The sequence below is a fragment of the Campylobacter sp. CFSAN093233 genome (assembly GCF_011068165.1).
GTDB lineage: Bacteria > Campylobacterota > Campylobacteria > Campylobacterales > Campylobacteraceae > Campylobacter_D > Campylobacter_D jejuni.
This window is the reverse complement of sequence record NZ_JAAMWY010000001.1, coordinates 211,615-234,965: the sequence shown is the minus strand read 5'-3', so window position 1 is coordinate 234,965 and position 23,351 is coordinate 211,615. Positions and strand designations below refer to the sequence as shown.

Annotated in this window: 17 protein-coding genes and 1 other RNA gene; 9 read left to right on the top strand and 9 right to left on the bottom strand. The window is 30.8% G+C overall.

Translation table 11 applies throughout. The annotated features are described in order from the left end of the window. Nucleotides 1–161: 161 nt before the first annotated feature. Nucleotides 162–2,270, top strand: a complete 2,109-nt coding sequence (locus FBF15_RS01200; protein WP_223209795.1) for an RNA degradosome polyphosphate kinase — start codon at nucleotides 162–164, stop codon at nucleotides 2,268–2,270. Nucleotides 2,271–2,412: 142 nt separating this feature from the next. On the opposite strand, the gene FBF15_RS09855 is transcribed toward FBF15_RS01200, so the two are convergent. The 5 genes from FBF15_RS09855 to FBF15_RS01185 form a co-directional block, all read right to left on the bottom strand. Next, complete coding sequence (locus tag FBF15_RS09855; RefSeq protein WP_002934884.1) at nucleotides 2,413–3,363, bottom strand: autotransporter outer membrane beta-barrel domain-containing protein; 951 nt, start codon at nucleotides 3,361–3,363, stop codon at nucleotides 2,413–2,415. 189 nt (nucleotides 3,364–3,552) lie between these two features. Then, nucleotides 3,553–4,254, bottom strand: coding sequence for a hypothetical protein (locus FBF15_RS09850; protein WP_002902430.1), 702 nt, complete (start codon nucleotides 4,252–4,254; stop codon nucleotides 3,553–3,555). Beyond that, nucleotides 4,223–4,690: a hypothetical protein gene (locus FBF15_RS09845; RefSeq protein WP_002860417.1), complete on the bottom strand. Its 468-nt coding sequence runs from the start codon at nucleotides 4,688–4,690 to the stop codon at nucleotides 4,223–4,225. Before FBF15_RS09845 ends, FBF15_RS09850 begins: the two co-directional genes overlap by 32 nt. 200 nt (nucleotides 4,691–4,890) lie before the next feature. Further along, nucleotides 4,891–5,249: a transfer-messenger RNA gene (gene ssrA / locus FBF15_RS01190) on the bottom strand. Further along, nucleotides 5,250–5,660, bottom strand: a complete 411-nt coding sequence (locus FBF15_RS01185; protein WP_002783915.1) for a hypothetical protein — start codon at nucleotides 5,658–5,660, stop codon at nucleotides 5,250–5,252. Between the two features lie 90 nt (nucleotides 5,661–5,750). Here FBF15_RS01185 and ruvB point away from each other — a divergent pair, with 90 nt between their 5' ends. Then, nucleotides 5,751–6,758 (top strand): Holliday junction branch migration DNA helicase RuvB, encoded by a 1,008-nt coding sequence (gene ruvB, locus FBF15_RS01180; protein ID WP_002859650.1) that lies wholly within the window; start codon nucleotides 5,751–5,753, stop codon nucleotides 6,756–6,758. 3 nt (nucleotides 6,759–6,761) lie between these two features. Then, on the top strand, nucleotides 6,762–7,805 hold the full coding sequence (locus FBF15_RS01175; RefSeq protein WP_002859651.1) for an AI-2E family transporter: 1,044 nt from the start codon (nucleotides 6,762–6,764) through the stop codon (nucleotides 7,803–7,805). Between the two features lie 29 nt (nucleotides 7,806–7,834). Here the strand turns inward: FBF15_RS01175 and fumC are convergent, their stop codons facing one another. From fumC to FBF15_RS01155, 4 genes are read right to left on the bottom strand one after another with little or no spacing between them, the layout of a single operon-like run. Further along, nucleotides 7,835–9,226, bottom strand: a complete 1,392-nt coding sequence (fumC, locus tag FBF15_RS01170) for a class II fumarate hydratase (RefSeq protein WP_038816950.1) — start codon at nucleotides 9,224–9,226, stop codon at nucleotides 7,835–7,837. A gap of 55 nt (nucleotides 9,227–9,281) precedes the next feature. After that, nucleotides 9,282–12,407 (bottom strand): S8 family serine peptidase, encoded by a 3,126-nt coding sequence (locus FBF15_RS01165; protein ID WP_002855745.1) that lies wholly within the window; start codon nucleotides 12,405–12,407, stop codon nucleotides 9,282–9,284. 2 nt (nucleotides 12,408–12,409) lie between these two features. Further along, the gene (gene glmS, locus FBF15_RS01160; protein ID WP_032590545.1) at nucleotides 12,410–14,206 is read right to left on the bottom strand and encodes a glutamine--fructose-6-phosphate transaminase (isomerizing); all 1,797 of its coding nucleotides are present in this window, start codon (nucleotides 14,204–14,206) and stop codon (nucleotides 12,410–12,412) included. Between the two features lie 4 nt (nucleotides 14,207–14,210). Further along, entirely contained in the window at nucleotides 14,211–16,559 is a 2,349-nt protein-coding gene (locus FBF15_RS01155; RefSeq protein ID WP_165434532.1) for a nucleotidyltransferase, read from the bottom strand. Between the two features lie 143 nt (nucleotides 16,560–16,702). On the opposite strand from FBF15_RS01155, the gene mqnE reads away from it, so the two are divergent. Genes mqnE through FBF15_RS01125 form a run of 6 tightly spaced genes read left to right on the top strand, consistent with a single transcriptional unit; the run spans nucleotide 16,703 to nucleotide 23,346 of the window. Continuing rightward, nucleotides 16,703–17,767, top strand: a complete 1,065-nt coding sequence (gene mqnE / locus FBF15_RS01150) for an aminofutalosine synthase MqnE (protein WP_002856525.1) — start codon at nucleotides 16,703–16,705, stop codon at nucleotides 17,765–17,767. A gap of 9 nt (nucleotides 17,768–17,776) precedes the next feature. After that, entirely contained in the window at nucleotides 17,777–19,096 is a 1,320-nt protein-coding gene (locus tag FBF15_RS01145) for an NCS2 family permease (protein ID WP_032590548.1), read from the top strand. A gap of 13 nt (nucleotides 19,097–19,109) precedes the next feature. After that, nucleotides 19,110–19,553, top strand: coding sequence for a phosphoribosyltransferase family protein (locus tag FBF15_RS01140; protein WP_002852389.1), 444 nt, complete (start codon nucleotides 19,110–19,112; stop codon nucleotides 19,551–19,553). A gap of 44 nt (nucleotides 19,554–19,597) precedes the next feature. Further along, complete coding sequence (locus FBF15_RS01135) at nucleotides 19,598–20,296, top strand: VacJ family lipoprotein (protein WP_032590550.1); 699 nt, start codon at nucleotides 19,598–19,600, stop codon at nucleotides 20,294–20,296. Between the two features lie 9 nt (nucleotides 20,297–20,305). Continuing rightward, nucleotides 20,306–20,875, top strand: coding sequence for a phospholipid-binding protein MlaC (locus FBF15_RS01130; protein WP_002856450.1), 570 nt, complete (start codon nucleotides 20,306–20,308; stop codon nucleotides 20,873–20,875). After that, nucleotides 20,875–23,346, top strand: coding sequence for an RND family transporter (locus FBF15_RS01125; RefSeq protein WP_032590553.1), 2,472 nt, complete (start codon nucleotides 20,875–20,877; stop codon nucleotides 23,344–23,346). The genes FBF15_RS01130 and FBF15_RS01125 overlap by 1 nt, the downstream gene beginning before the upstream one ends. Nucleotides 23,347–23,351: the final 5 nt, after the last annotated feature.

The window sequence follows — 23,351 nt, the reverse complement described above, 5'->3', positions numbered from 1 at the left end:
CTTAAAATCTTCAATGAAACAACAATGTCACAGAATTTCCCAGAAATAAATTTTTTAATTTTAACATAGATGAATTTAATATAATTTTAAAGATATATTTACTCTTAATTAACCTAAAAAATTTAAAACTTTTATTCAATAATTTCAAAATAAATGATAAAATACAACTAAAAAAGGAAAAATTAATGCAAACAAGTCCTGATATGTTTATCAATCGCGAACTTTCTTGGCTTCGCTTTAATTCTCGTGTTTTAGACCAATGTTCTAAAAATTTACCCTTGTTAGAAAAATTAAAATTTATAGCTATATATTGCACTAATTTAGATGAATTTTATATGATACGCGTCGCAGGCTTAAAACAACTTTTTTCAGCTGGAGTTAATGCAAGCAGTAGCGATGAAATGACACCGTTGCAACAATTAAAAGCCATACGCAAATACTTACACCAAGAAAAAGAGCTTTTGGAGCGTTATTTTAATGAAATCACAAGTGAATTAGAAAAAGAAAATCTTTTCATAAAACATTATGAGAATTTAGATGAAAATTTAAAACAAAAATGTGATGAGTATTTTTTCTCCAATATTTTTCCTGTTATTGTTCCAATAGCTGTTGATGCTACTCACCCTTTTCCGCATTTAAACAACTTATCTTTTTCACTAGCGGTTAAAATTTGCGATAAAGCGCATCCTGAACTTGTAAAATTTGGAATGATTAGAATTCCAAGAGTTTTACCTCGTTTTTATGAAGTAAGTGCAAATATTTATGTTCCTATAGAAAGTATAGTCCATCAACACGCAGAAGAAATTTTTCCAGGCTATAAACTCTTAGCTTCAGCAGCATTTAGAGTGACTAGAAATGCAGATATGGTAATAGAAGAGGAAGAAGCTGATGATTTTATGATGATTTTAGAACAAGGCTTAAAACTTCGCAGAAAAGGAGCTTTTGTAAGATTGCAAATTCAAAAAGATGCAGATGAGCAAATCGTAGAATTTCTTAATACTCACATGAAAATTTTTCATAAAGATGTTTATGAATATTCTATTTTACTCAATCTCCCTAGCCTTTGGCAAATCGCAGGAAATAAAACCTTTACGCATCTTTTAAGCCCACTTTACACGCCTAAAACTTTACCACCTTTTGATGAAAATTTATCTATTTTTGACGCTGTAGAAAAAGAAGATATACTCATCATACAACCTTTTGAAAGTTTTGATCCAGTTTATAAATTTATCAAAGAAGCAAGCAAAGATCCTGAAGTAATTTCCATAAGAATGACACTTTATAGAGTTGAAAAAAATTCCAATATAGTTCAAGCTTTAATTGATGCTGCAAGTGATGGAAAACAAGTAACTGTGATGGTAGAATTAAAAGCACGCTTTGATGAAGAAAATAATCTTCATTGGGCGAAAGCTTTAGAAAATGCCGGAGCTCATGTTATTTATGGCATTACAGGTTTTAAAGTCCACGCTAAGGTTTCTCAAGTCATACGCAAACAAGGAGATAAACTTAAATTTTATATGCATTTAAGCACAGGAAATTATAATGCAAGCAGTGCTAAAATCTATACTGATGTGAGTTATTTTACAAGCAAAGCAGAATTTGCAAGAGATACGACAAGCTTTTTCCACATCTTATCGGGCTTTAGTAAAAATCGTCGCCTTCAAACTCTTTCAATGAGCCCAAATCAAATCAAAGAAAAAGTTTTAGAAATGATACGCATTGAAACAAGCAAGAAAAATGAAGGTGTGATTGTAGCTAAAATGAATTCTCTTGTGGATAGTGATATCATACAAGCGCTTTATGAAGCAAGTATGGAAGGAGTGCAAATCGATCTTATCATACGCGGAATTTGTTGCTTAAAACCTGATGAAGAATACAGCAAAAACATACGCGTTAGAAGCATCATAGGAAAATACTTAGAACATGCTAGAGTATTTTATTTTAAACATAGTGAGCCAAATTATTTTATATCGAGTGCAGATTGGATGCCAAGAAATTTAGAACGCCGTTTAGAACTTATGACTCCTATATATGATGAAAGAAGCAAAGCTAAATTAGCTCAATTTTTACGCTTGCAACTTAGTGATAATGTTTTAGCTTATAAGCTTAAAAATAATGGAGAATATGAAAAAATTCCTTCTTCTGAAAAAATCATAGATTCTCAACAAACCTTAGAAGAATATGTAAGTAAAATTTATAAAACACTTAAAAAAGATACAGATCAAAGTCGTGCAACGCACTTAGCTTCCAAACTTTTCAAAGAAAACTAAAAGTTTTTAGGGTTTTTTACTCTAAAGACTTATTTACTTGTTTGTTATAAAAAAGGGCTTTAAGATAAAGCCCTAGGAGATTTCCCATAGAAATAAACAATTATTTCTAAACTATAAAAAGATTTAGAAATGATTTTTAAGATTAAAATTTATACTTAAGTCCTACTTGACCACTTAAGTAAGTTTCATTTTTATTATCTACTTTACCTGCTAGTATTTGTTTAGCACCAAAGCCAAGATTCATACTGAGTTGATTTGTAAAATCTACATTACCCCCTACGATAATTTGTCCGTATGTTTTTTTCTTGTTGTTAGCTTCTACACTAGTAAAGAAAGCATTATTTACAGCTAGGTTAGCTGTGTAATCATCACCACTATTGATAACAAATTGTTCTATTTTTGGAGTTACAAAAATATAAGAGTTTTCATTCATATATTTTCTAAATTCAGCACCCACTTCAATACTTACAGAATTGTTTTTCATAGAATCAATATCTTTAGCAATAGCACCATTTTCTGTATGAGATGGAGTATAACTAAAATAATAATTTACTCCCGCAAAAGGTTTAATAAATAAAGTATTATCACTAAAGTCAAACACACGACCTGCATTAGCACTAAGTCCTAAGAATTTACTTGTATAATCTGAGTTATATGCACCATCTATTTGAACATTGTCTTGTTTAGTTGGAGAAACTTGAGCATAAGCTTTAAGATTAAGTTCCCATTGTGGAGCTATATTGATAGTAGAATACATACCTAATTGGAAGTTATCACTTTTTTGTTCTAGATTATTGTCTTTGATTTTAGCATTTGCATAAGTAAAATAAACACCCCATAAAACATCATCATTAGCTTGTTTATCTACACCTATAGTAGCACCATACATTGCACCACTATCTCCATCGATAATGTTAGCACCACCAAAAGCATTAGCCCAAACACTATTGGTATATTCATTTACATAGCTTGGTCTCATATCGCTATCTAAAGCAGCAAATTTAAGGCCATTCATTTTAGAAGCATAAGTTCCAAAAGGATTGTTTAACATTGCTACACGAGAACCTATAGAAACATCATTAGAAATATTCATAGTGGTATTTACTGCACTAGAAGCTGAATTTAGATTAGATACAGATTTACCTGTATTGTCTGTATCTTTTTTGATATCTAAAGCTAGTTTTACACCTTCTCTACTTGCTAAATCTGCTCCTATACTTCCTAATTGTTCTGTGATAGAACGAAGTGCTAGGATAGAAGCTTTATCATTAGAGTTAAGATTTCAATTTGAATTTTTATTTACTAAATCAATGTATTTTTCATCATCGATTTTACCGCCGTTTTTCTCAGCTTCTTCTAACATTGTTTGAAGTTCAGTTTTTTGTTTTTCAAGAGCTTCTTTGGCTTTTGCCCATTCTTCATCTTGATCGGAATCAAATTCATTTTCAAGCAATTTATCGATAGTATCTATATCTACTTGAAGTTGAACTAGCTTATCTTTAGCCGCTGCAGTAGCACCTCCATTGATCACTAAGCATTTATTGCCACCGCAGTTTTGAACGCTAAGTTTATAATCTACTAAGCCTTTTTCTCCATCGCCGTATTTATCTTCATCGCTAATATCTATTATAGTTCCTGCTTCCAAAGGATCTTTGCCTTGAACATCGGTTGAGATATAATCACTTGCGAATTTTAAAAGTAATGCACCCGCGTTATTATTTGATTTTTCTTCTAAGATATCTTTGTTAAAATCTTTAGCTTGAACTATTACTACATTATTTGCTTCTAAGTCTGTATAAGAGCGTTTCATAAGTCCAAAATTTGAATTTGTAAGATTTGCAGCTCCATTTACCTTAACAAAATTTCCATAAGTAGCAAAAAGAGTTTTATCGGCAGTAAAATTTCCATTTATAGTTAAACTACCATTAGCACTTTTTCCTTCAACTGTTCCATTATAAAGAATTATACCCGAGCCTTTTTTCATCCTCGGTAATGGCTTCATCTAATGAACTAGTCATAGTTAAATCTCCATTAATCACCGAAGGTGCAAAAGCTTGTAAAACTATATCTGTTGTTTTAACCTCTTTAGCAGTAGCGTTTAGATTTGTTACATAAGCAGGATGTTCGCTATTATTGTGTTTAAAGCTTAAAGTATTGTTTTTGCCGATACCAATGTTAAATCGATAATCAGCGCTATCATAATCATCGTTTGGTAAATCCCAAACACTCATTTTGATACTTAAATCTTGCCCTTTGTAATTATCAGGATTTTTGAGATTGATATCCTTACCATTTTCTTCAAAATAATTTCCTATATCTGAAGACTCTGTAAGATTGATTTCTTGCGCAAAAGCACCTGAATAAAGCAAAGTTGCTACACCTAAGCTTAGCAATATCTTGCTCGAAGCATTTTTCTTCATAAGTTTCTCCTTCAATAAATTTAAACTGAAGGAAAATTATACCCCCTAAAAATAAGCTTAAAAATAAAACTATAAATTTTTAATGAAAAATTATAAAACTTAATATATCAAAGTTTTAAGGGTAATAAATCGATCTTAACTTCATATAAAAAATTCTAAAAATTTGAAATAAACTTATGATTTACTTAAAATTAGCGTGATGGTGGAAGCGAGGGGAATCGAACCCCTGTCCAAAAATAATCCCACAAAGACCTCTACATGCTTAGCAAAGATGACTACTTCACCCTACTTCGCTCATCTTCCAAAACTCAAAAGCAAGGCTAAGACTTTATTTCACCTCAACGCTTGTCAAACGCAAGGCTACACTATCAAAGATGACCGAAAATTAAGCTAGATAGTATGACTTAAATTTCAGGCTCAACTGAACTTACGCAGCTTTAGCGTAAGCAGGAGCGAATTTAACGTTGTTTGCGTTTAATTTTATTTGGGCTTTTTACGCTTTGCCCAAAGCGACATGCCATCTAAGCAGACTTACTCCTGTCGAAGCCAAGTCGCTCCCTTATTTAGAAATAATATTTGGAACATTAACAATTAAAGGATTAAAAACCGCTAAAACAGAATCATCATTTTCATATGAACGACAATATTTTTCAAACTGATCACTCATCAAAAGCATCCAATCCGTAAATTCATCACTAGCAGGCCCATTAAAGCGATTTGCTTGCGCCATCATCTCTTCACAAAATACACAAAAATCAGTCACTTCTTCAAGATTTAAGCGTCTTGCTGCCCAAGCGGTATTGTGTGCTAAAGTTTCAAGCTCTTTTATGGCTTCTTTATAACGCACGCTATCGCTTCCAAGCTTGATGATTAAAGGTTCAAACCTATCGCACATGGTTCTAAAAAATTGTAAAAATTTTTCTATATCGTCAATTTCATAATCTAATTCTAATTTTGTTAAAATTCCCATTTTTAAACCATAATCATTAAAGTTTAATGTAAATTCTAGCAAATTTTAGCTAAAATCTTATTTTAATTTTTCCAAAATATAAGCAAAGATATGGATAGAATAGTAGAAATAGAAAAATACTCCTTTGATGAAACTTACGAAACTTCGTTGCGTCCTTCAAATTTTGATGGTTATATAGGTCAAGAAAGCATTAAAAAAAATTTAAATATCTTTATAGCTGCAGCCAAAAAACGCAATGAATGTTTAGATCATATACTTTTTAGTGGTCCTGCAGGACTTGGAAAAACAACACTAGCTAATATCATCTCCTATGAAATGGGTGCAAATATCAAAACAACCGCCGCTCCTATGATAGAAAAAAGCGGAGATTTAGCCGCTATTTTAACCAATCTTAGCGAAGGAGATATACTTTTTATCGATGAAATTCATCGCTTAAGTCCTGCTATCGAAGAAGTGCTTTACCCTGCAATGGAGGATTACCGCCTTGATATTATCATAGGTAGTGGTCCAGCTGCTCAAACCATAAAAATCGATTTACCAAAATTTACTCTTATAGGGGCTACAACGCGTGCAGGTATGCTTAGCAATCCTTTACGTGATCGTTTTGGTATGCAATTTAGATTAGAATTTTACAAAGATAGCGAACTTGCCCTAATCTTGCAAAAAGCAGCTTTAAAACTTAATAAAACTTGCGAAGAAAAAGCCGCACTTGAGATCGCTAAAAGAAGTCGTTCAACTCCTAGAATAGCTCTAAGGCTTTTAAAAAGAGTTAGAGATTTTGCCGATGTTAATGATGAAGAGATTATCACAGAAAAAAGAGCTAATGAGGCCTTAAATTCTTTAGGAGTTAATGAGCTTGGTTTTGATGCGATGGATTTAAGATATCTTGAACTTTTAACCGCTGCCAAACAAAAACCTATCGGACTTGCAAGTATTGCTGCGGCTTTAAGTGAAGATGAAAATACCATAGAAGATGTAATCGAGCCTTATTTACTAGCTAATGGCTATATAGAACGCACTGCAAAAGGGCGTATAGCAAGTGCAAAAAGTTATAGTGCTTTAAAACTAAACTATGAAAAAACTTTATTTGAGGAGTAAATTTTGCAAAATGGAAAATTCTTTCTTATAAGCTTTATTTTAGTTATTTTATTTCTTTTACTTTACCTTTTTAAAGGTTTTTTACTTGTAATTATCATAGCTAGTTTAATGGCGGTAGCTACCTCAAACATCAATGCAAAATTTTTAAATCTTACTAAAGGACATAAATTTTTAGCTTCCATTCTTACAACAGCTTGTATGGTTTTGCTTTTCTTTGCACCTTTTGTTTATGCTATGATAGAACTTGCCAAAGCTTTAAAGAATTTTGATATTAATTTAGTTACACAAACACTTGATTATGTCAAAAACTATCAATTCACCTTGCCTGAAAGCTTTAATTTTTTAGAACCTAAAATTAAAGAATTTTTAGCTTCTATAGATTTAAATAGTATTTCTAAACAAATTCTAAGTTATGCTTCAAGTTTTACAAAATCAGGAGCTAAATTTCTTATAGATATGGTTTTAATTTGTGTGTTTTATTTCTTTGCAAATCTATATGGAACAGAACTTGTTATCTATCTTAAATCCATCATTCCTATTGATAAAAAAGAACTCGATGATGTTTTAAGCGAAGTGGGTAATGTTATGGCTGTTGTGCTTTACTCTATGGTAATTGTAGCAATATTTCAAGGTGCACTTTTTGGTTTAATCACAATATTTTATGGTTATGATGGAATTTTAATGGGAGTAATTTTTGCTGTAAGTTCTCTCATACCTGCTATAGGAGGAGCTTTAATTTATGTGCCTGTAAGTCTTTATGAATTTGCCTCAAACAATCTTAACTCAGCTCTTGTTATTTTTATTTATTCTGTAATTGTAATTTCTTTTATAGCAGATACTTTAATCAAACCTTTAATCATCAAATGGATCAACAAAAAACTTGTAAAAACTCCCACTAAAATCAACGAACTTTTAATTTTCTTGGCCATGATAGCAGGAATTTCAACCTTTGGTTTTTGGGGTATTATACTAGGTCCTGCGATTTTAACTTTTTTTGTATCAACTTTAAGAATGTATGTGATTTTAAAAGATAAGAATTTAATTTAACTTGCCTTAAAAAAGGCAAGTTTTATGTTCTAGGCTTTTGAGCCTATCATTTTAGTAGGATCAACAAATTTATTGAAATCTTCTTCACTAACCAAACCAAGCTCCATTGCGCTTTCTTTTAAAGAAATACCTTTTTTATGAGCATTTTTGGCCACTTTAGCAGCGTTTTCATAACCTATGTGTGGATTTAGAGCGGTAACTAGCATTAAAGAATTATGAAGATTATGATCGATTTTTACACGATTTGGTTCTATGCCTACAGCACAATGGATATTGAATGAATGCATAGAATCAGCCAACAAATCAAGACTTTGCAAGAAATTATAAATAATCACAGGCTTAAACACATTAAGTTCAAAATTTCCTTGACTTGCTGCAAATCCGATAGCTGCATCATTTCCCATCACTTGTACAGCAACCATAGTAACAGCTTCACACTGGGTAGGATTTACCTTACCTGGCATAATCGAACTTCCTGGCTCATTTTCAGGAATGATAAGCTCACCAAGACCACATCTTGGACCCGAAGCTAACCATCTTATATCATTTGCAATTTTCATTAAATTTGCAGCCAAACCTTTCATAGCTCCATGAGTAAAATTAATCGCATCATGACTTGTTAAAGCATGAAATTTATTTGGACTTGAAATAAATTTTGTACCTATAAGTTGAGTTAGCTCTTCGCTTACTTTTTGGCTTAATTCTGGATGTGCATTAAGCCCTGTTCCCACTGCGGTTCCTCCTATGGCAAGTTCTCTTAAAGTTGGTAAAGAAGCGATGATTTGCTCTTTTGAATGTAAAAGCATAGAAAGATATCCACTAAATTCTTGCGCTAGAGTAAGTGGAGTAGCATCTTGTAAATGCGTGCGTCCTATCTTGATAATACCATCAAATTCTTTTACTTTTTTTTCAAAAGTTGCAATAAGCTCATCAAGCGCAGGGATAAGCTTTTTCTCTACTTGCTCAACCGCAACGATACTCATAGCTGTTGGAAAAGTATCATTTGAACTTTGACTCATATTAACATGATCATTTGGATGTACAAGCTTTTCTTTGCGAAAATCCCCGCCCATGATTTCAGTGGCACGATTTGCAATAACTTCATTCATATTCATATTGCTTTGTGTGCCTGAACCTGTTTGCCAAATCGCAAGTGGAAAATTATCATCAAATTTACCTGCGATAATCTCATCGCAAGCTTGAACTATAGCATTTTTCTTAGCATCATCAAGTTTGCCAAGTTTGTTATTGACCAAAGCTAAAGATTTTTTAAGATTTGCAAAAGCATAGATTAAAACCTTTGGCATTTTCTCACAACCGATTTTGAAATTTTCAAAACTTCTTTCAGTTTGAGCTCCCCAATATTTGTCATTTGGAACCTTAACTTCACCCATGGTATCATGTTCAACTCTGTATTCCATAATTTTTTCCTTTGATTAAAATTTTATTTATTATAAGCTAAAAAAATAAATACTTTCAAAAACGTTTTCCCACTGAACTCATTAAATGCAATTCATAGGCATTATGAGAAAATCTATTCATTAACATAAACTGCCAAAATACATTGTTTTTATATAAAAATTCTGAATTAAAACCTTGACTTAAAATATTATCTTTTAATTTATATTTTTGAATAAAAGCAATAGGAAAATCAACAAAACTAGCCTTATTTTCTAAAGTTCTTCCATAAATTCTTTTTTCAAAAATTACAAAAGTAGAAAAAGAAGCTTGATAATCATCTTGCTCTATATTTTTAGCAAGATTAAAACCTAAATTTGCATTTATGCTATGATGTTTTAAACTTTCATAATTTTTAGCAAAAGGACTTTTATTTTCTTTAAAATCTTCTTGATAAAAAAAACTATGTGTAAAATACATTAAAGGATTAAAAATAAAATCTTGACCTAAAATAATATCTTTAGTTACACCAAGCTGGGCTGAAGTTTGCAATGTTTTATATTTGCCTTCAATTGGCTGCTCTACTACAAAACGATTAAGAGTATTAAATCCTACACCTATACCTAATCCACTTAATATTTTTATAAAATCTAAATCATGGTTATAATTAAGCAATAAATCCATGTTATAACTCTTCAAATCACTACCATTATTAAAATTAAATTTAGCGCTAGAAAGAGATAAAGCATAAGCTAAAAAGCCTGATGAGAAATTTTCTCCTAAAGAGATATTAGCACCTGTTTTTTGACCTGAAAAATCTTTATCTTTATAGTATTTATAACTTGGAGTAAGATGCCAAAAATATTCTTCATTGCTAAAAATTCTAGGTAAATAAGTACTAGCAAGTAAGATATTATTGTTTTGTGCAAAATTATTAATATTAAGAGGATGAAGGGTAAATAACATATTATTTTGCATTAAATTAGATTGATTATGATTACTAAAAGTGCTTAAATACCCTGAACCTTCTATTCTATTTAATTTAGTCTTTACATCTATTCCATTATCTAAAGAAGCAAAAAATTCCTGATAAGTCTGACTCAAGTCTGCCCTAGATCGCAATTGTCTTAAAGCATTTCCCAAGCTTGTATTAGGAATTTCGTAAGCATTTGGCTTTAAATTAGGTTTTATTAAGGTTTTATTAATACTCACTAAATCATCACTTAAAACAAAATCAAAATTTAAAGCATAGGTATTTTGTATCAAAACATGATTAAAAGATGATAAACTTTTTTCCAAATCTCCTAAATTAATTTTCACTGGCTTATTTAAGATATAGTATTTAGGTAAAGGAATATATTCTAAATTCCCGCTCTTAATATCATAAGTTTTTGCAATCAGTTTAGAATTTTTATAATTACCAAAATCAAGTTGCAATTTAGAATCAACTCCTTCTTGAGTATAAGTTCCTTGCACGGTTAAATCATTCAAATCTTCATTTCCAGGTCTAACTATGCCTTTATTGTTTAAATTTTGCCCTACAATACCATTACCGCTTAATATTGCTTTTTGTTCTACATAAGCATTATTTTTAACTTTTCCTTTAAGCTTTAATTCTCCTTGTTTGATTAAAGTTGCACCCTCATAAGTATTTTGACCACTGATAATCAAAATACCTTCACCTTCTTTAGATAACCCTATGTTAAGATTAGCTAAATGTGTAGGTTTATTAATAGCACTTGATAAATGAGTACTTTCATCCCATTTTCTTTGACTAATATCATTAGAAAATTCAGCATCATAACCTGCAGTGTTTATAGTATAATAAGCTGTATTAGGTTCTTGCTCATATTTTAATACATCCTGATCACTGAGTCTGTTTGCATCTAAAATACTCAGTCCTTTTAACGCCTTTTGTGCATCTAAAATTCCTTGTCCAAATAATTCTTCTTTCTCAACTCTAACTACTCCATTAATAGAACTAATAGTAGAAGTATTAAGTTTTTGTGACTGCGCACTATCTCTATTATCCCAAATATAATCACTATAATCAATCCATTGTCCATTAACTTGAACTTGTATTCCATTGTAAAGCTGTTTTAAATCCCGTTTTATTTCATCTTCTATCCTAGGTGGATCTTGCGAAATATACACAATAAGAAATTTAGGTTGATTTGTTCCATCGGTTACTTGTTTAACAGTAAATTTTGGAGCCTTATAATTTTTATTTGCTGTACTTAACAGTATATCAGCAATTTGCTTACCATCCAAAAAGGGGAAATTTTGCTTGACCAGTGCCGCTGTTCCACTTACCATAGGTGCTGCCATAGAAGTTCCACTTTTTTTTGTAAACTTATCATTAGTGCTTGAATCAACATTATTAATATTTACTCCAGCAGCAACTAAAGAAAAATTCGTAGCCCCCTTAAAACCATTACTAAAATCAGCCAAACCTTGACTTTTAATTATTAAAGTCCCATCTGATTCTAAAGTAATCTCATTTGCATCCAAAGCTCCAACAGCCAACCAAGCTCTTAAAGATTCATCATAACTTGGTAAAATCGCATGCAAAGCAGGGCTAAGAATTCCTTCATTACCAGCAGCAAATACATTTAATACTCCCTTGTCCTTGCTAAGCCTCATCATATCATTAGCAACCTTATCTGCTTTCATAACATATTCCAAAGGAGTATTACAGATATTATAGCTTGTCCCTTGATTAGTTTGAGTACAATCTACTAATCCAGAATTTGAAGCCTTAAGATTAAAATAAGGATAAAAATTAATACCCCAGCTATTATTAATAATACTCACATCTTTGAAAAAATTATAAATATCAGGAATTTGAGTGTAAGAGCCATTTGGAAACACCCCAGCTCCATAAAATTTTGCCCCATAAGCCACTCCATAAGGTTTGCTATCGCCTATCTTTGCTCCAACAGCTATACCTGCTACATGACTTCCGTGTGTTGATTTTTTCAAATCAGGTATAAGCTGTTTCCCAGCTGTATCAGTAGGATAAGTAGACTTTAAAATCTTATCCTTTAAACTAATATGATCTTGATTAAAAGCATCATCGGCTACACCTATTATAATAGTATCTCCACTATACCCTAGCTTATGTACTTTATCAATATGATGAAGTTCAAATTCGCTTAAAGCAAAAAGTTTACAAACTAAAGTTAAACAAAAAAATTTTTTCATTTCTATTCTACCGTTACGCTTTTAGCCAAATTTCTTGGCATATCCACATCATTGCCAAGTCTTATGGAAATTTCCATCGCCAAAAGTTGAGTAATGACCATCATTTCAAAAAATTCACACATATAATGATCTTGCTCATTGGTTTTTATAAAATCATCACTTAAATCAAATTCTAAAGGTGAAATGCTAAGCACTGTAGAATCCCTAGCAATAAGCTCTTCAACATTTGATTTTGTTTTTTCATAAAGCATGTGCTTTGGCATTAAAGCTATAGTATAAAGCTTAGAATCAGCCAAAGCAATAGGGCCATGTTTCATCTCTCCTGCAGGATAACCCTCAGCGTGAAGATAAGATAATTCTTTAAGTTTCAAAGCTCCTTCTAAAGCCAAAGGATAAAACACATCTCTGCCTATAAAGAAAAAGCCATGTCCATCTAAATAACGCTTGGATAAACGATGAATTTTTTCATGTAAAGCCTGTTTTACACTCACGCAATTTGGAGTATGCAAAAGTGCTTTAATTTCAGCAGAAACATTTAAATTTCTTTTTTGTGCCATAAAAATAGCAAGCATCCAAAGTGTTAAAACCTGAGTAGCAAAAGCTTTAGTTGAAGCAACTCCTTTTTCTATGCCCGCACGAGTTAAAAGACTTAGATGTGCTAAACGCACTATATTAGAATTATCCACATTGCAAATTGCAAAAGTCTTAGCACCCTGCTCTTTTGCAATCTTTAAAGCCTCTAAAGTGTCTGCTGTTTCTCCACTTTGAGAAATAACGATAAATAAAGAATCTTTTTTTATAATTGCTTCACGGTATCGAAATTCACTTGCAATTTCTACTTTAGCTTTAACTTTAGCAATTCTTTCAAACAAATAAGCACTTGCCATTGCAGCATGATAGCTTGTTCCACAAGCACAAAGCGTGATTTCATCTACTTGACTTAAATCTTCATTGTTTAGCTCATCAAAAACGACTTCATTGCCTTGAATACGCCCCATTAAAACTTCACTCATCACGCGACTTTGTTCATAAATTTCTTTTTCCATAAAAAAACGAAAGCCGTCTTTTTTTGCATAAGCCTTATCGCCTGAAAGCTTAGAAAAACAAAGTGATTTTAAAATATCATTTTCATAAACGACAAGCTCATCTTTACTCGCGTATCCCAAGCTTAAATCTTCAAGATACATTACCTCATCACAACTTCCTATCAAAGGCGCATCACCTGAAGAAAAATACCATTCTTTATTTGCATTTTTACCGATAATCAAAGGAGCAGCATTTTTTGCAAAATACACATGATTGGGATCTTTTTTTGTTACTAACAAAGTAGCAAAAGCACCGCGAAGTTCTTTGATGGTTTTTTGCCAAGCTTCAAAAACTCCCAAATTTCTTGCATATAATTCAAAAAGCTGGACAATAACTTCTGTATCGGTTTGACTTAAAAAACTCACGCCTTCTTTTTCAAGTTTATCTTTGATTTCTTTATAATTTTCTATAATACCATTGTGAATCACACAAGAATACTGTCCTAAATGAGGATGTGCGTTGATTTCAGTAGGCTTACCATGAGTTGCCCATCTTGTATGACCTATAGCAAAACCATAACCTTGACTTTCAAAATCCGTGCATTTATTCGCCAAATTTTCAAGCTTTCCTACAGCTTTAAAAAAACTGAGCTCTCCTTCTTGCATCACTGCCATACCCGCACTATCATAGCCACGATATTCCAATTCTTTAAGTCCATTTAGTATAATTTGTTTTTTTTCATTATTTCCTATATAACCTACGATTCCACACATTTTTTTACTCACTTATTAATAAATTAACTAACTTTTGCTCGCTATGTTCTAATTTTTCATTCTTTTGAAAAATAAAAATATTACGCGTCCTTTGTCTTATGGTTTGAATTTTTGCTGCACATAAAACAAGTTCAAGTTCATTAAAAACATTCATCAAATACGCCATTAAACCCTGCTGATCTTTCGTATTAAGACCTAATTTGGCATACATTTTAGAATAGTTTAAGTCTAATTTTAACTCATCTTTTTTAATGATTGGCTTTTTAATTTTTTTCAAATTAAAACCAGAAAGATTTGAATTTAAAAGCTCGCAAAGTTTTAGTTTTTGCTCATCACTGATAATATTATCATATTCAAATCTTAAATAAATTTTATTATCAAAAAGTTCAAAAAAATTCATGAAAATAAGATTTAAATTTGTTAAAGAACTTAAAATAATGGCAATATTAAAATGAAGTGGTGCAACAATTTGCAAACTAAGATTTGTTTCATTATTAAACCAAAATTTAAAATCATTTTCTTTGGCTAATTTAGAAATCATAACAATATCTTCAAAAGTATTTTTTATAATAAAAAGATTTGATTTGATATGCATGATTTTATCTTGCAAAATTTCATCTTGCTCTAAAAAAATCTTACTTCTTTTAAGTGTTAATTCTTTTTTTACTCTTCTTGCGCTTTCTTCAAGTAGATTTTCATCTTCAAAACCTTGTTTTGCATTTTCTAAAAGTTTATCAAGAACTCTAAAATAAAAAGCATTATAATTTAAAGCCTTAGCCTTTAGCCAAGTTAAAGTATATAAAAGCTCTAAATTTTCTAAATTTTCTAGCTTAGAAACCAAGCTACTTACAACAATAGGATTGTATATATCTTCTTTTTCTACAAGATCTTTTAAGGCATTATTGTTTTTAAATATCTTAAGACCCCATTCTAAAATTTCATTCTTTAAATCAAATTTAGAGCAATACGCTCTATATATGCCTGCTAAAGAAATTTCATTTTCACTTTCTATAGCGCTTAAAAGTATCACAAGCTTTAAAATCATTTTTTCATCGGTTTTAAGTTTTTGGAGTATCTCAAGCTCATCTTCGTATTTTTCAAATTCACTTAACATAAGAAAAACTTGCTCATCAAAACTATAATTTCCTTCTTCATCGCTTAAAAAACGAACTGTCCAAAAAGGCTTACATAAATCTTTTAAAATTCCACTATCAAGCAAAAGTTTTAAAACACAAAAACTATGCCTTTTATAAAAAATTTTCTCAAAAAGTATTAAAGCTTTTTCTATATCTTTTTTACCGTATTTCAATCTTCTTAGGGCAAAAACCAAGTTAAGATCGAAAATAACATGTTTATCTTCAAGTTTTAATAAGTATTCTAAAACTTCCACAAGAGTTTTAAATTTATATTCTTGTTTAAGAGTATGATTTAATCCATCTTGAATTTGCTTTGCTAAAAAGTGTGTATAAAAACCTATAGTATGCATACTTTGCAAAGCCTTTTGAACCAACAACTCATTTGCTCCAAAATGTTTTTTAGCTTTTTTATACATTAATTCACTCAAATCATGAACATTAATAAGTAAAAATTCATCCTCATCTTTAGCACTTAATAAATTCATCGCTGATTTTAAAGAAAGTAAAAAATCTCCAGCTAAACGCAACTCGCTTAAATTTTTTTCATCTATAAAATTTAAAGCATAATTTTTTGGAGAAGTCTTAAAAAGAACAAGCAAACTCTCTAAGGATCTTAAATGATTTAATCCGCCAAAATCTTTTAAGATATTAAATTCTTGCTTTATAAATGGAATGTCAAATTCTTTAAAATTTTCTAGCAAAAGCTTGGCAAAATCATTTTTATTTTCTTTTAAAATACTCTCAAATTTTGTCTTAATCCCTTTAAATAAAATCCTAGAACCACATATGAAACGAGTTTGTATTATAGAAGTCTTAAGCTCATTGCTAGCATTATAAAGTCCATTAAATTCTAAGATAACCGAATCAATTTGCAAATGCGCATCATTTAAAATTTCGATAAAAGCCTTAATCATAGGTTTTAAATGAAAAGCCTTAATATCTTTATAAACAAAAATCAAAGAAATACTTTCATTAAAACAAAGACTATTATTTGCATATGCTTTGCTTGCTAAAACACAAAAAGGGATATTATCACTTGGAGGTGAAAAATCATCAAAATAATCTTTAAGAACTATATCATAAGCTTTTTTTATGAAATTATCCATATTTTTAGAATGATATAAGCTAAACGCCCCTTGCTTAAGAAAAAATTTTCTACAACTTTGGGTATAGGAACTAAGATTTTTTTTAAAAATTTCTAATTCTTTATTTAACAAAATTTCTACTCTCTTTAAAATTTTAATATTTTAATAATAATCTTAACAAAAATATCTTTTATTTTGGCTTTTTCTATAAACTCTTTTTCAGTAAGCAAAAATTATAATGCTTTATTTAAAAACAGCAAAAGAGTAAAATTAAAATGAAAAATTTAATCACCAAACTAGAAAATGAAGAAAGATTAAACCAAGAAGAAGCCAATGCACTTTGGGATCTAGATCTTTTTACCTTAGGCAAATACGCTCACAAAAAACGCACTAAACTTCATGGAAAAAAAGTCTATTTTAATATCAATCGCCATATCAACCCAACTAATATCTGTGCAGACACCTGTAAATTTTGCGCCTTTTCAGCGCACCGAAAAAATCCTAATCCTTATTTGATGACTCATGAAGAAATCATGAAAATCGTCGATGAAACTGTAAAACGAGAAACCAAAGAAGTGCATATCGTTTCAGCTCACAACAAAGATACAACTTGGCAATGGTATTTAGAAATTTTTAAAATGATAAAAGAAAAATATCCTAATCTTCATGTAAAAGCTATGACTGCTGCTGAAATTGATTTTTTACATCGTCGTTTTAAAATGAGTTATGAAGAAGTGATAGAAAAAATGCTTGAATACGGCGTTGATTCCATGCCAGGCGGTGGAGCTGAAATTTTTGATGAAGAAGTGCGTAAGAAAATTTGTCATGGAAAAGTTAGCAGTGAAAATTGGCTTAAAATTCATAAACTTTGGCATGAAAAAAGCAAGCAAAGTAATGCTACCATGCTTTTTGGACATATAGAAGAAAGACATCACAGGATCGATCATATGTTAAGACTGCGTGATCTTCAAGATCAAACCGGTGGATTCAATGCTTTTATCCCTCTAGTTTGGCAAAGGGATAATAGCTTTATACAAACTGATAAAATCATGGATAGTGAAGAAATTTTAAAAACCATTGCCATTTCTCGTTTAGTGCTTGATAATATCAAAAATATCAAAGCTTACTGGGCAACAATGACTTTAAATTTAGCCATGGTAGCACAAGAATTTGGAGCTAATGATTTAGACGGCACTATAGAAAAAGAAAGTATACAAAGTGCAGGTGGTGCAAAGTCCGCCAAAGGCACAAGTTTAAAAACTTTTATCGATATGATAAAAACTTCAAATCTTATTCCTGTAGAACGCGATAGTTTATACAATGAGCTAAAAACCTACTAAGGAGAAAAAATGAGCTTTTTTAAACTCAAAGAAAACAATACGAGTTTTAAAACCGAAGTTATAGCAGGACTTACTACTTTTTTAGCTATGGTTTACATTATCCCCGTAAATTCTAGCATAGTAGGAAATACAGGAATGTCTATAGAAGCTTTAATCACCGCAACAGCTTTAATTACAATAGTTGCAAGTGCTTTTAATGCTTTTTTTGCCAATACTCCTGTAGCTATGAGTGTAGGAATGGGTTTAAATGCTTATTTTACCTTTGCGGTTTGTTTAGGTCAAAACATAGCTTGGCAAAGTGCCTTAGGAGCTGTTTTTATTTCAAGTATTATTTTTCTCATACTTTCTTTTACGCATTTTCGCCTTTGGGTAATCCGCAATATCCCAAAAGATTTACGCCTTGCAATTTGTGCGGGCATAGGTTGTTTTATTGCATTTTTAGGCTTAAGTCAAATGGGTGTGATAATGCATAATAAAGATACCTTAGTCAGCATAGGAAATTTCAAAAGCCCTCATGTGCTTTTTGGAATTTTTACTCTAGCTTTAATCATCTTTTTTTGGGCTATAAAACTTCGCGGAGCTTTTATTTTGGGGGTATTAGCAAGCTCTATTATTGCTTGGATTTTCCATTTAGACAATGCAAGTTTTCCTGTGCAAATCTTTTCTTGGCCAAATTTTAGCATGGAAAATGGTTTAGGAGCCATCTTTTTACAACTTGATATCAAAAGCGCCTTAAATATTACTATGATACCTATAATTCTTACTTTTTTTATCACTCAACTTTTTGATAGCATAGGAACTATCACAGGTGTGGGTGAAAGAGGAAAGATTTTTGATGATCCCAAAAATGGAGAAAAAAAACTAAGCAAAACCTTAATGGCAGATGCAACAGGATCAGCCTTAGGAGCTATGACAGGCACTTCTACAGTTACAGCCTTTGTTGAAAGCACTACAGGGGTTGAAAGCGGAGGAAGAACTGGGCTTACAGCTTTAGTTGTAGCTATTTGTTTTGCTTTTACACTTTTTTTACTGCCACTTTTTAAAGCCATTCCTGCAAACGCAATATACCCCGTACTTGTAATGGTTGGAATTTTAATGTTTATGGAAGTTAAAAATATAGATTTTAAAGATAGTGCTATAGCTGCAGCAAGCTTTTTTACTATCATCATGATGCCTTTTACTTACTCCATCACCACAGGTTTTGCTTTTGGTTTTCTTTCTTATTTACTTGTAAGAATTTTTAAACGCGAATGGGATAAAATCAATCTTGGCATTATAGTTTTAAGTTTATTATCTTTGGGTAATTTTTTACTTATGGCACTACAATAAATAAGGATATATAATGATATTTTACTCCTATGAAGAATTTAAAGAAGATGTAAAAATTCTTGCTAAAGAAATTAAAGAAGATTTTAACCCTGATGCACTTTTAGCTATAGCGAGAGGGGGGATGAGTTTAGGACACTCTTTAGCAGTGGCTTTAAAAACGCGTCAACTTTTTGCTTTAAACTCAATTCATTACGATAATACGAAAAAACTTGATACTATTGAAATTTTTAACATTCCCGATTTAAGCAAGCACAAAAAAATTCTACTCATTGATGATATAGTAGATAGTGGAGAAAGTTTAGCAGAAATAAAAAAAGTTTTGCTTGAAAAATTTCCTCATATAGAACTTAAAATTACAACCATTTTTTACAAAAAAACCGCTCTTTTAGAGCCTGATTTTAAAGTAAAAGAAGCTACTGAATGGGTGGATTTTTACTGGGATATAAATCTTGATTAAAAATTTGCTATAATTTTACTTTTAAAATTTTTAGGAGTTTTTGCTTGAGAATAAAATTTATATCTTTTATTTTAATTTTTTTTGCTATTTTTGCTTTTGCTAAAGAACAAAATTTAGATGATTTCGAACAAGAATACCAAAACTATCAAGTAAACGATCCACTTTCAGGATATAACAAAGCTATGACAAGTTTTAATGTGGCTTTGTATGATTATGGTTTGCGTCCCGTTCTTAAGGGCTATAACACTATCACTCCTGAATTTATAAGATTAGGGGTAAGAAATTTCTTTGATAATTTACTTGTTCCTTTGCGTTTTGTAGGCAATATTTTGCAGTTTAAATTTGAAGAAGCGGGAGAAGAATTTAAAAGATTTACCACCAATACCATTATGGGCTTTGGTGGACTTATGGATATGGCATCAAAAATGGGTCTTAAAAAACATCCCGCAGACTTAGGAACCGTTTTGGCTCACTGGGGTGTAGGAAGCGGTTTTCATATTGTCTTACCTATACTCGGCCCTAGTAATCTTAGAGATACTCTTGCTTTACCTGCAACTTGGTATGCAAGTTTTACTGCTTACATTGATCCTACTTGGGCAAGTATAGCTATAAGTGCTTATGGATTTGGTAATGAACTTAGTTTTAGACTTGATGAAATTGATGAAATTTATCACAACACGCCTAATTTATATCCATTCTTGCGTGATGCTTACGAGCAAAGACGCAATGAACTTAGCAAATAAAGGAAAATAATGAAAAAAATATTTTTAATCTTGGCTTTATTTTTTAATGCTTTTGCCTTACAGCTAGATGAAATTTCTAGTACTATGCAAAAAAACATTGATGCAAGCTTAAAACTTTTACAAGATAGCAAAGAAGACAAAAAACAAGCTGCTGATGGAATTTTTAAACTTTTTGATAGCATAATAGATTATAAACTCATGGCAAAACTCAGTCTTTCGAAAAATTATTCTAAATTAAATCCAAAAGAACAAGAAAAATTTACCACAGCCTTTGAAGCAAGTCTTAAAAAAAGTTTTACCGATAAACTCAGTCTTTATAAAGATCAGGTTTTAAAGGTCAAAAATGGTGAGTTAAAAAATGAAAAACGCTATTTTTTAACCACTTCTATGGTAGTAGATGGGGAAGAAAAAAATATCATTTTCAAATTTTACAATGATAATAACAACTGGCTTGTTTATGATGTGGATGTTTTAGGTGTGAGTATAGTACAAACTTATAGATCACAATTTGGAGATATTTTAGCCAACCAAGGCTTTGATGCCCTACTTCAAAAACTTGAGAGTATTGTCATAGAATAATGTTTGCAAAGCTTTTAAAGTTTTTTATTTCTCGTCCAAAAAGTACTTTTTTTGGAACCTTGTTTATATGCCTGTTTTTAAGCTTTTTTGCTTTTAAGCTTAGCGTAGATGCAAGTGCTGAAAGTTTACTTTTAGAAGATGATGCAGATTTAAAAACTTTTAGAGAAATTTCAAAACATTATAAAAGTGATAATTTTTTACTTTTAGCCTTCAAACCCTATGATGAAAAACCTTTTTCAAATGAAAATTTAGCCAAATTAAAAAAACTTCATGAAGAATTAGAAAAGGCCCCTTTAGTAGAGCGCGTTTTTAGCATCATCAATGCCCCTTTGCTTCAAAGTTCACAAAATACGGATTTAAAAGAACTGTTAAAAAATATCCCAAACATAGAAAGCCAAGATATAAACCGCACAAAAGCCCGAAATGAAATTTTAAATAGTCCCTTTTATAAAAATAATATCATCTCAAAAGATGGAAAAGTAACAGGGCTTATTATTTACTTAAAGCCTGATACAGTTTATAATGATCTTGTAGAAAAACGCGATCTTGCTACCGATGAAAAAGAAAAAGATCAAATTCGTCTTGCTATAAAAAAACATCAAGACAAGCAAAAAGTTATCACGAAACAAAGTCTAGATACTATTAAAAGCATAGTTCGAAATTATGAAAAAAATAAAGATACGCTCTACCTTGGTGGCGTAAGCATGATCGCTGATGATATGATAACTTATATAAAATCTGATCTTGTACTCTATGGTGTTTCTCTTGTATTTTTACTAGGATTTGCACTTTATTATTTTTTCCGTTCATGGCGCTTTGTTTTTTTACCTCTTTTTATTTGTTTTATAAGCTTAAGTGCAGCTAGTGGAGTTTTTGCACTTTTAAATTTTCAAATCACAGTTATTTCATCAAATTACATTGCTTTGGTTTTAATTATCACCTTAAGTGTAGTTGTTCATTTGATCACGCATTTTATCGAAAATACCCAAAATCATCCCAAAGCTACAGTTGAGCGCATAGTGCTTGAAACCTTACTAGCCAAAGCAAATCCTAGCCTTTATGCCATTGTTACAACGATGATAGGATTTTTTTCTTTAATGCTTTCAAATATCGAACCTATCATAAAACTTGGTATTATGATGAGTATAGGTATAGGTTTAGCTCTTATCTTTAGTTATTTATTTTTAGCAAGTATCTTAGTTCTTTTAAAACCAAAAAACTATCATAAAAAAGAGTTTAAATTTAATCTTTTAGCCTTTTGTGCTAAAACCGCTCTTGATCCTAAAAAGCGTCGCATGATTTATGGAATTTCAGTTCTTGCTATAATCTTAGCTTTAATAGGCATTTCAAAACTCAGAGTTGAAAATTCTTTTGTCAATTATTTCAAAGATGGCAGTGAAATCAAAAAAGGACTTTTGGTTATTGATAAAAATCTAGGTGGAACCTTGCCTTTAGAAGTCATCATTCGTTTTCCAAATAATAAAAACGATCAAAATACAAGCAATACTCTTGATAGTTTTGAAAGCGAATTTGAAAATTTAGCCACACAAGAAACTTATTGGTTTGACTCTAAAAAAACACGCATTGCAAAAAAAGTTCATGAATTTTTAGAAAATAAAGAATTTGTAGGCTCGATTTTAAGTCTTAATAGTCTTTTAACCCTAGGGAAAAATATCAACGATGGAAAAGAGTTAGATGATTTTGCTCTTGCGTTTTTAAATGAGAATTTACCTGCTAAATTTAAACAAGACTTGCTTTCACCTTTTGTAAGTATAGAGAATAACGAGTTAAGATTTAGTATGCGTATTGTTGATTCTGATCCGAATTTAAGACGTAATGAATTTTTAATAGATCTTAAAAAACAGCTCAACGAGCTTGTAAAAAATGATGGAGTAGAAGTTCAAATCACAGGTATAATGGTACTTTATAACAATATGCTCCAAAGTCTTTTTTCATCGCAATTTGATACTCTTATATTTGTAATTTTAGCTATTTTTATACTTTTTATCATTGTTTTTAGAGATTTAAAATTTTCAGTTGCGGCTATATTGGTAAATGTTATTCCTTTAAGTGTGGTTTTTGCTCTTATGGGGCTTTTAGGTATTCCTTTGGATATGATGAGTATTACTATAGCTGCTATTGCTATAGGTATAGGCGTTGATGATGCTATACATTATATTTATCGTTTTAGGGAAGAAATTAAAAACAAAAGCCTAGAAGAAGCCATTATGATTTCTCACCTTAGTATAGGTTCGGCACTTTATTATACTACCATTAGCATAGTTTTAGGTTTTAGTGTTATGATGAGTAGCAATTTTATTCCAACAATTTATTTTGGAATTTTAACCGTTTTTGTAATGATTTTGCTTTTAAGTGGAAGTTTGTTCTTATTGCCAAGCTTTTTAATCACTATTTATTCTAAGAAAACCAAGTTTCCAAACCAACATAAAGAGCATATATTAAAACAATAATAGCT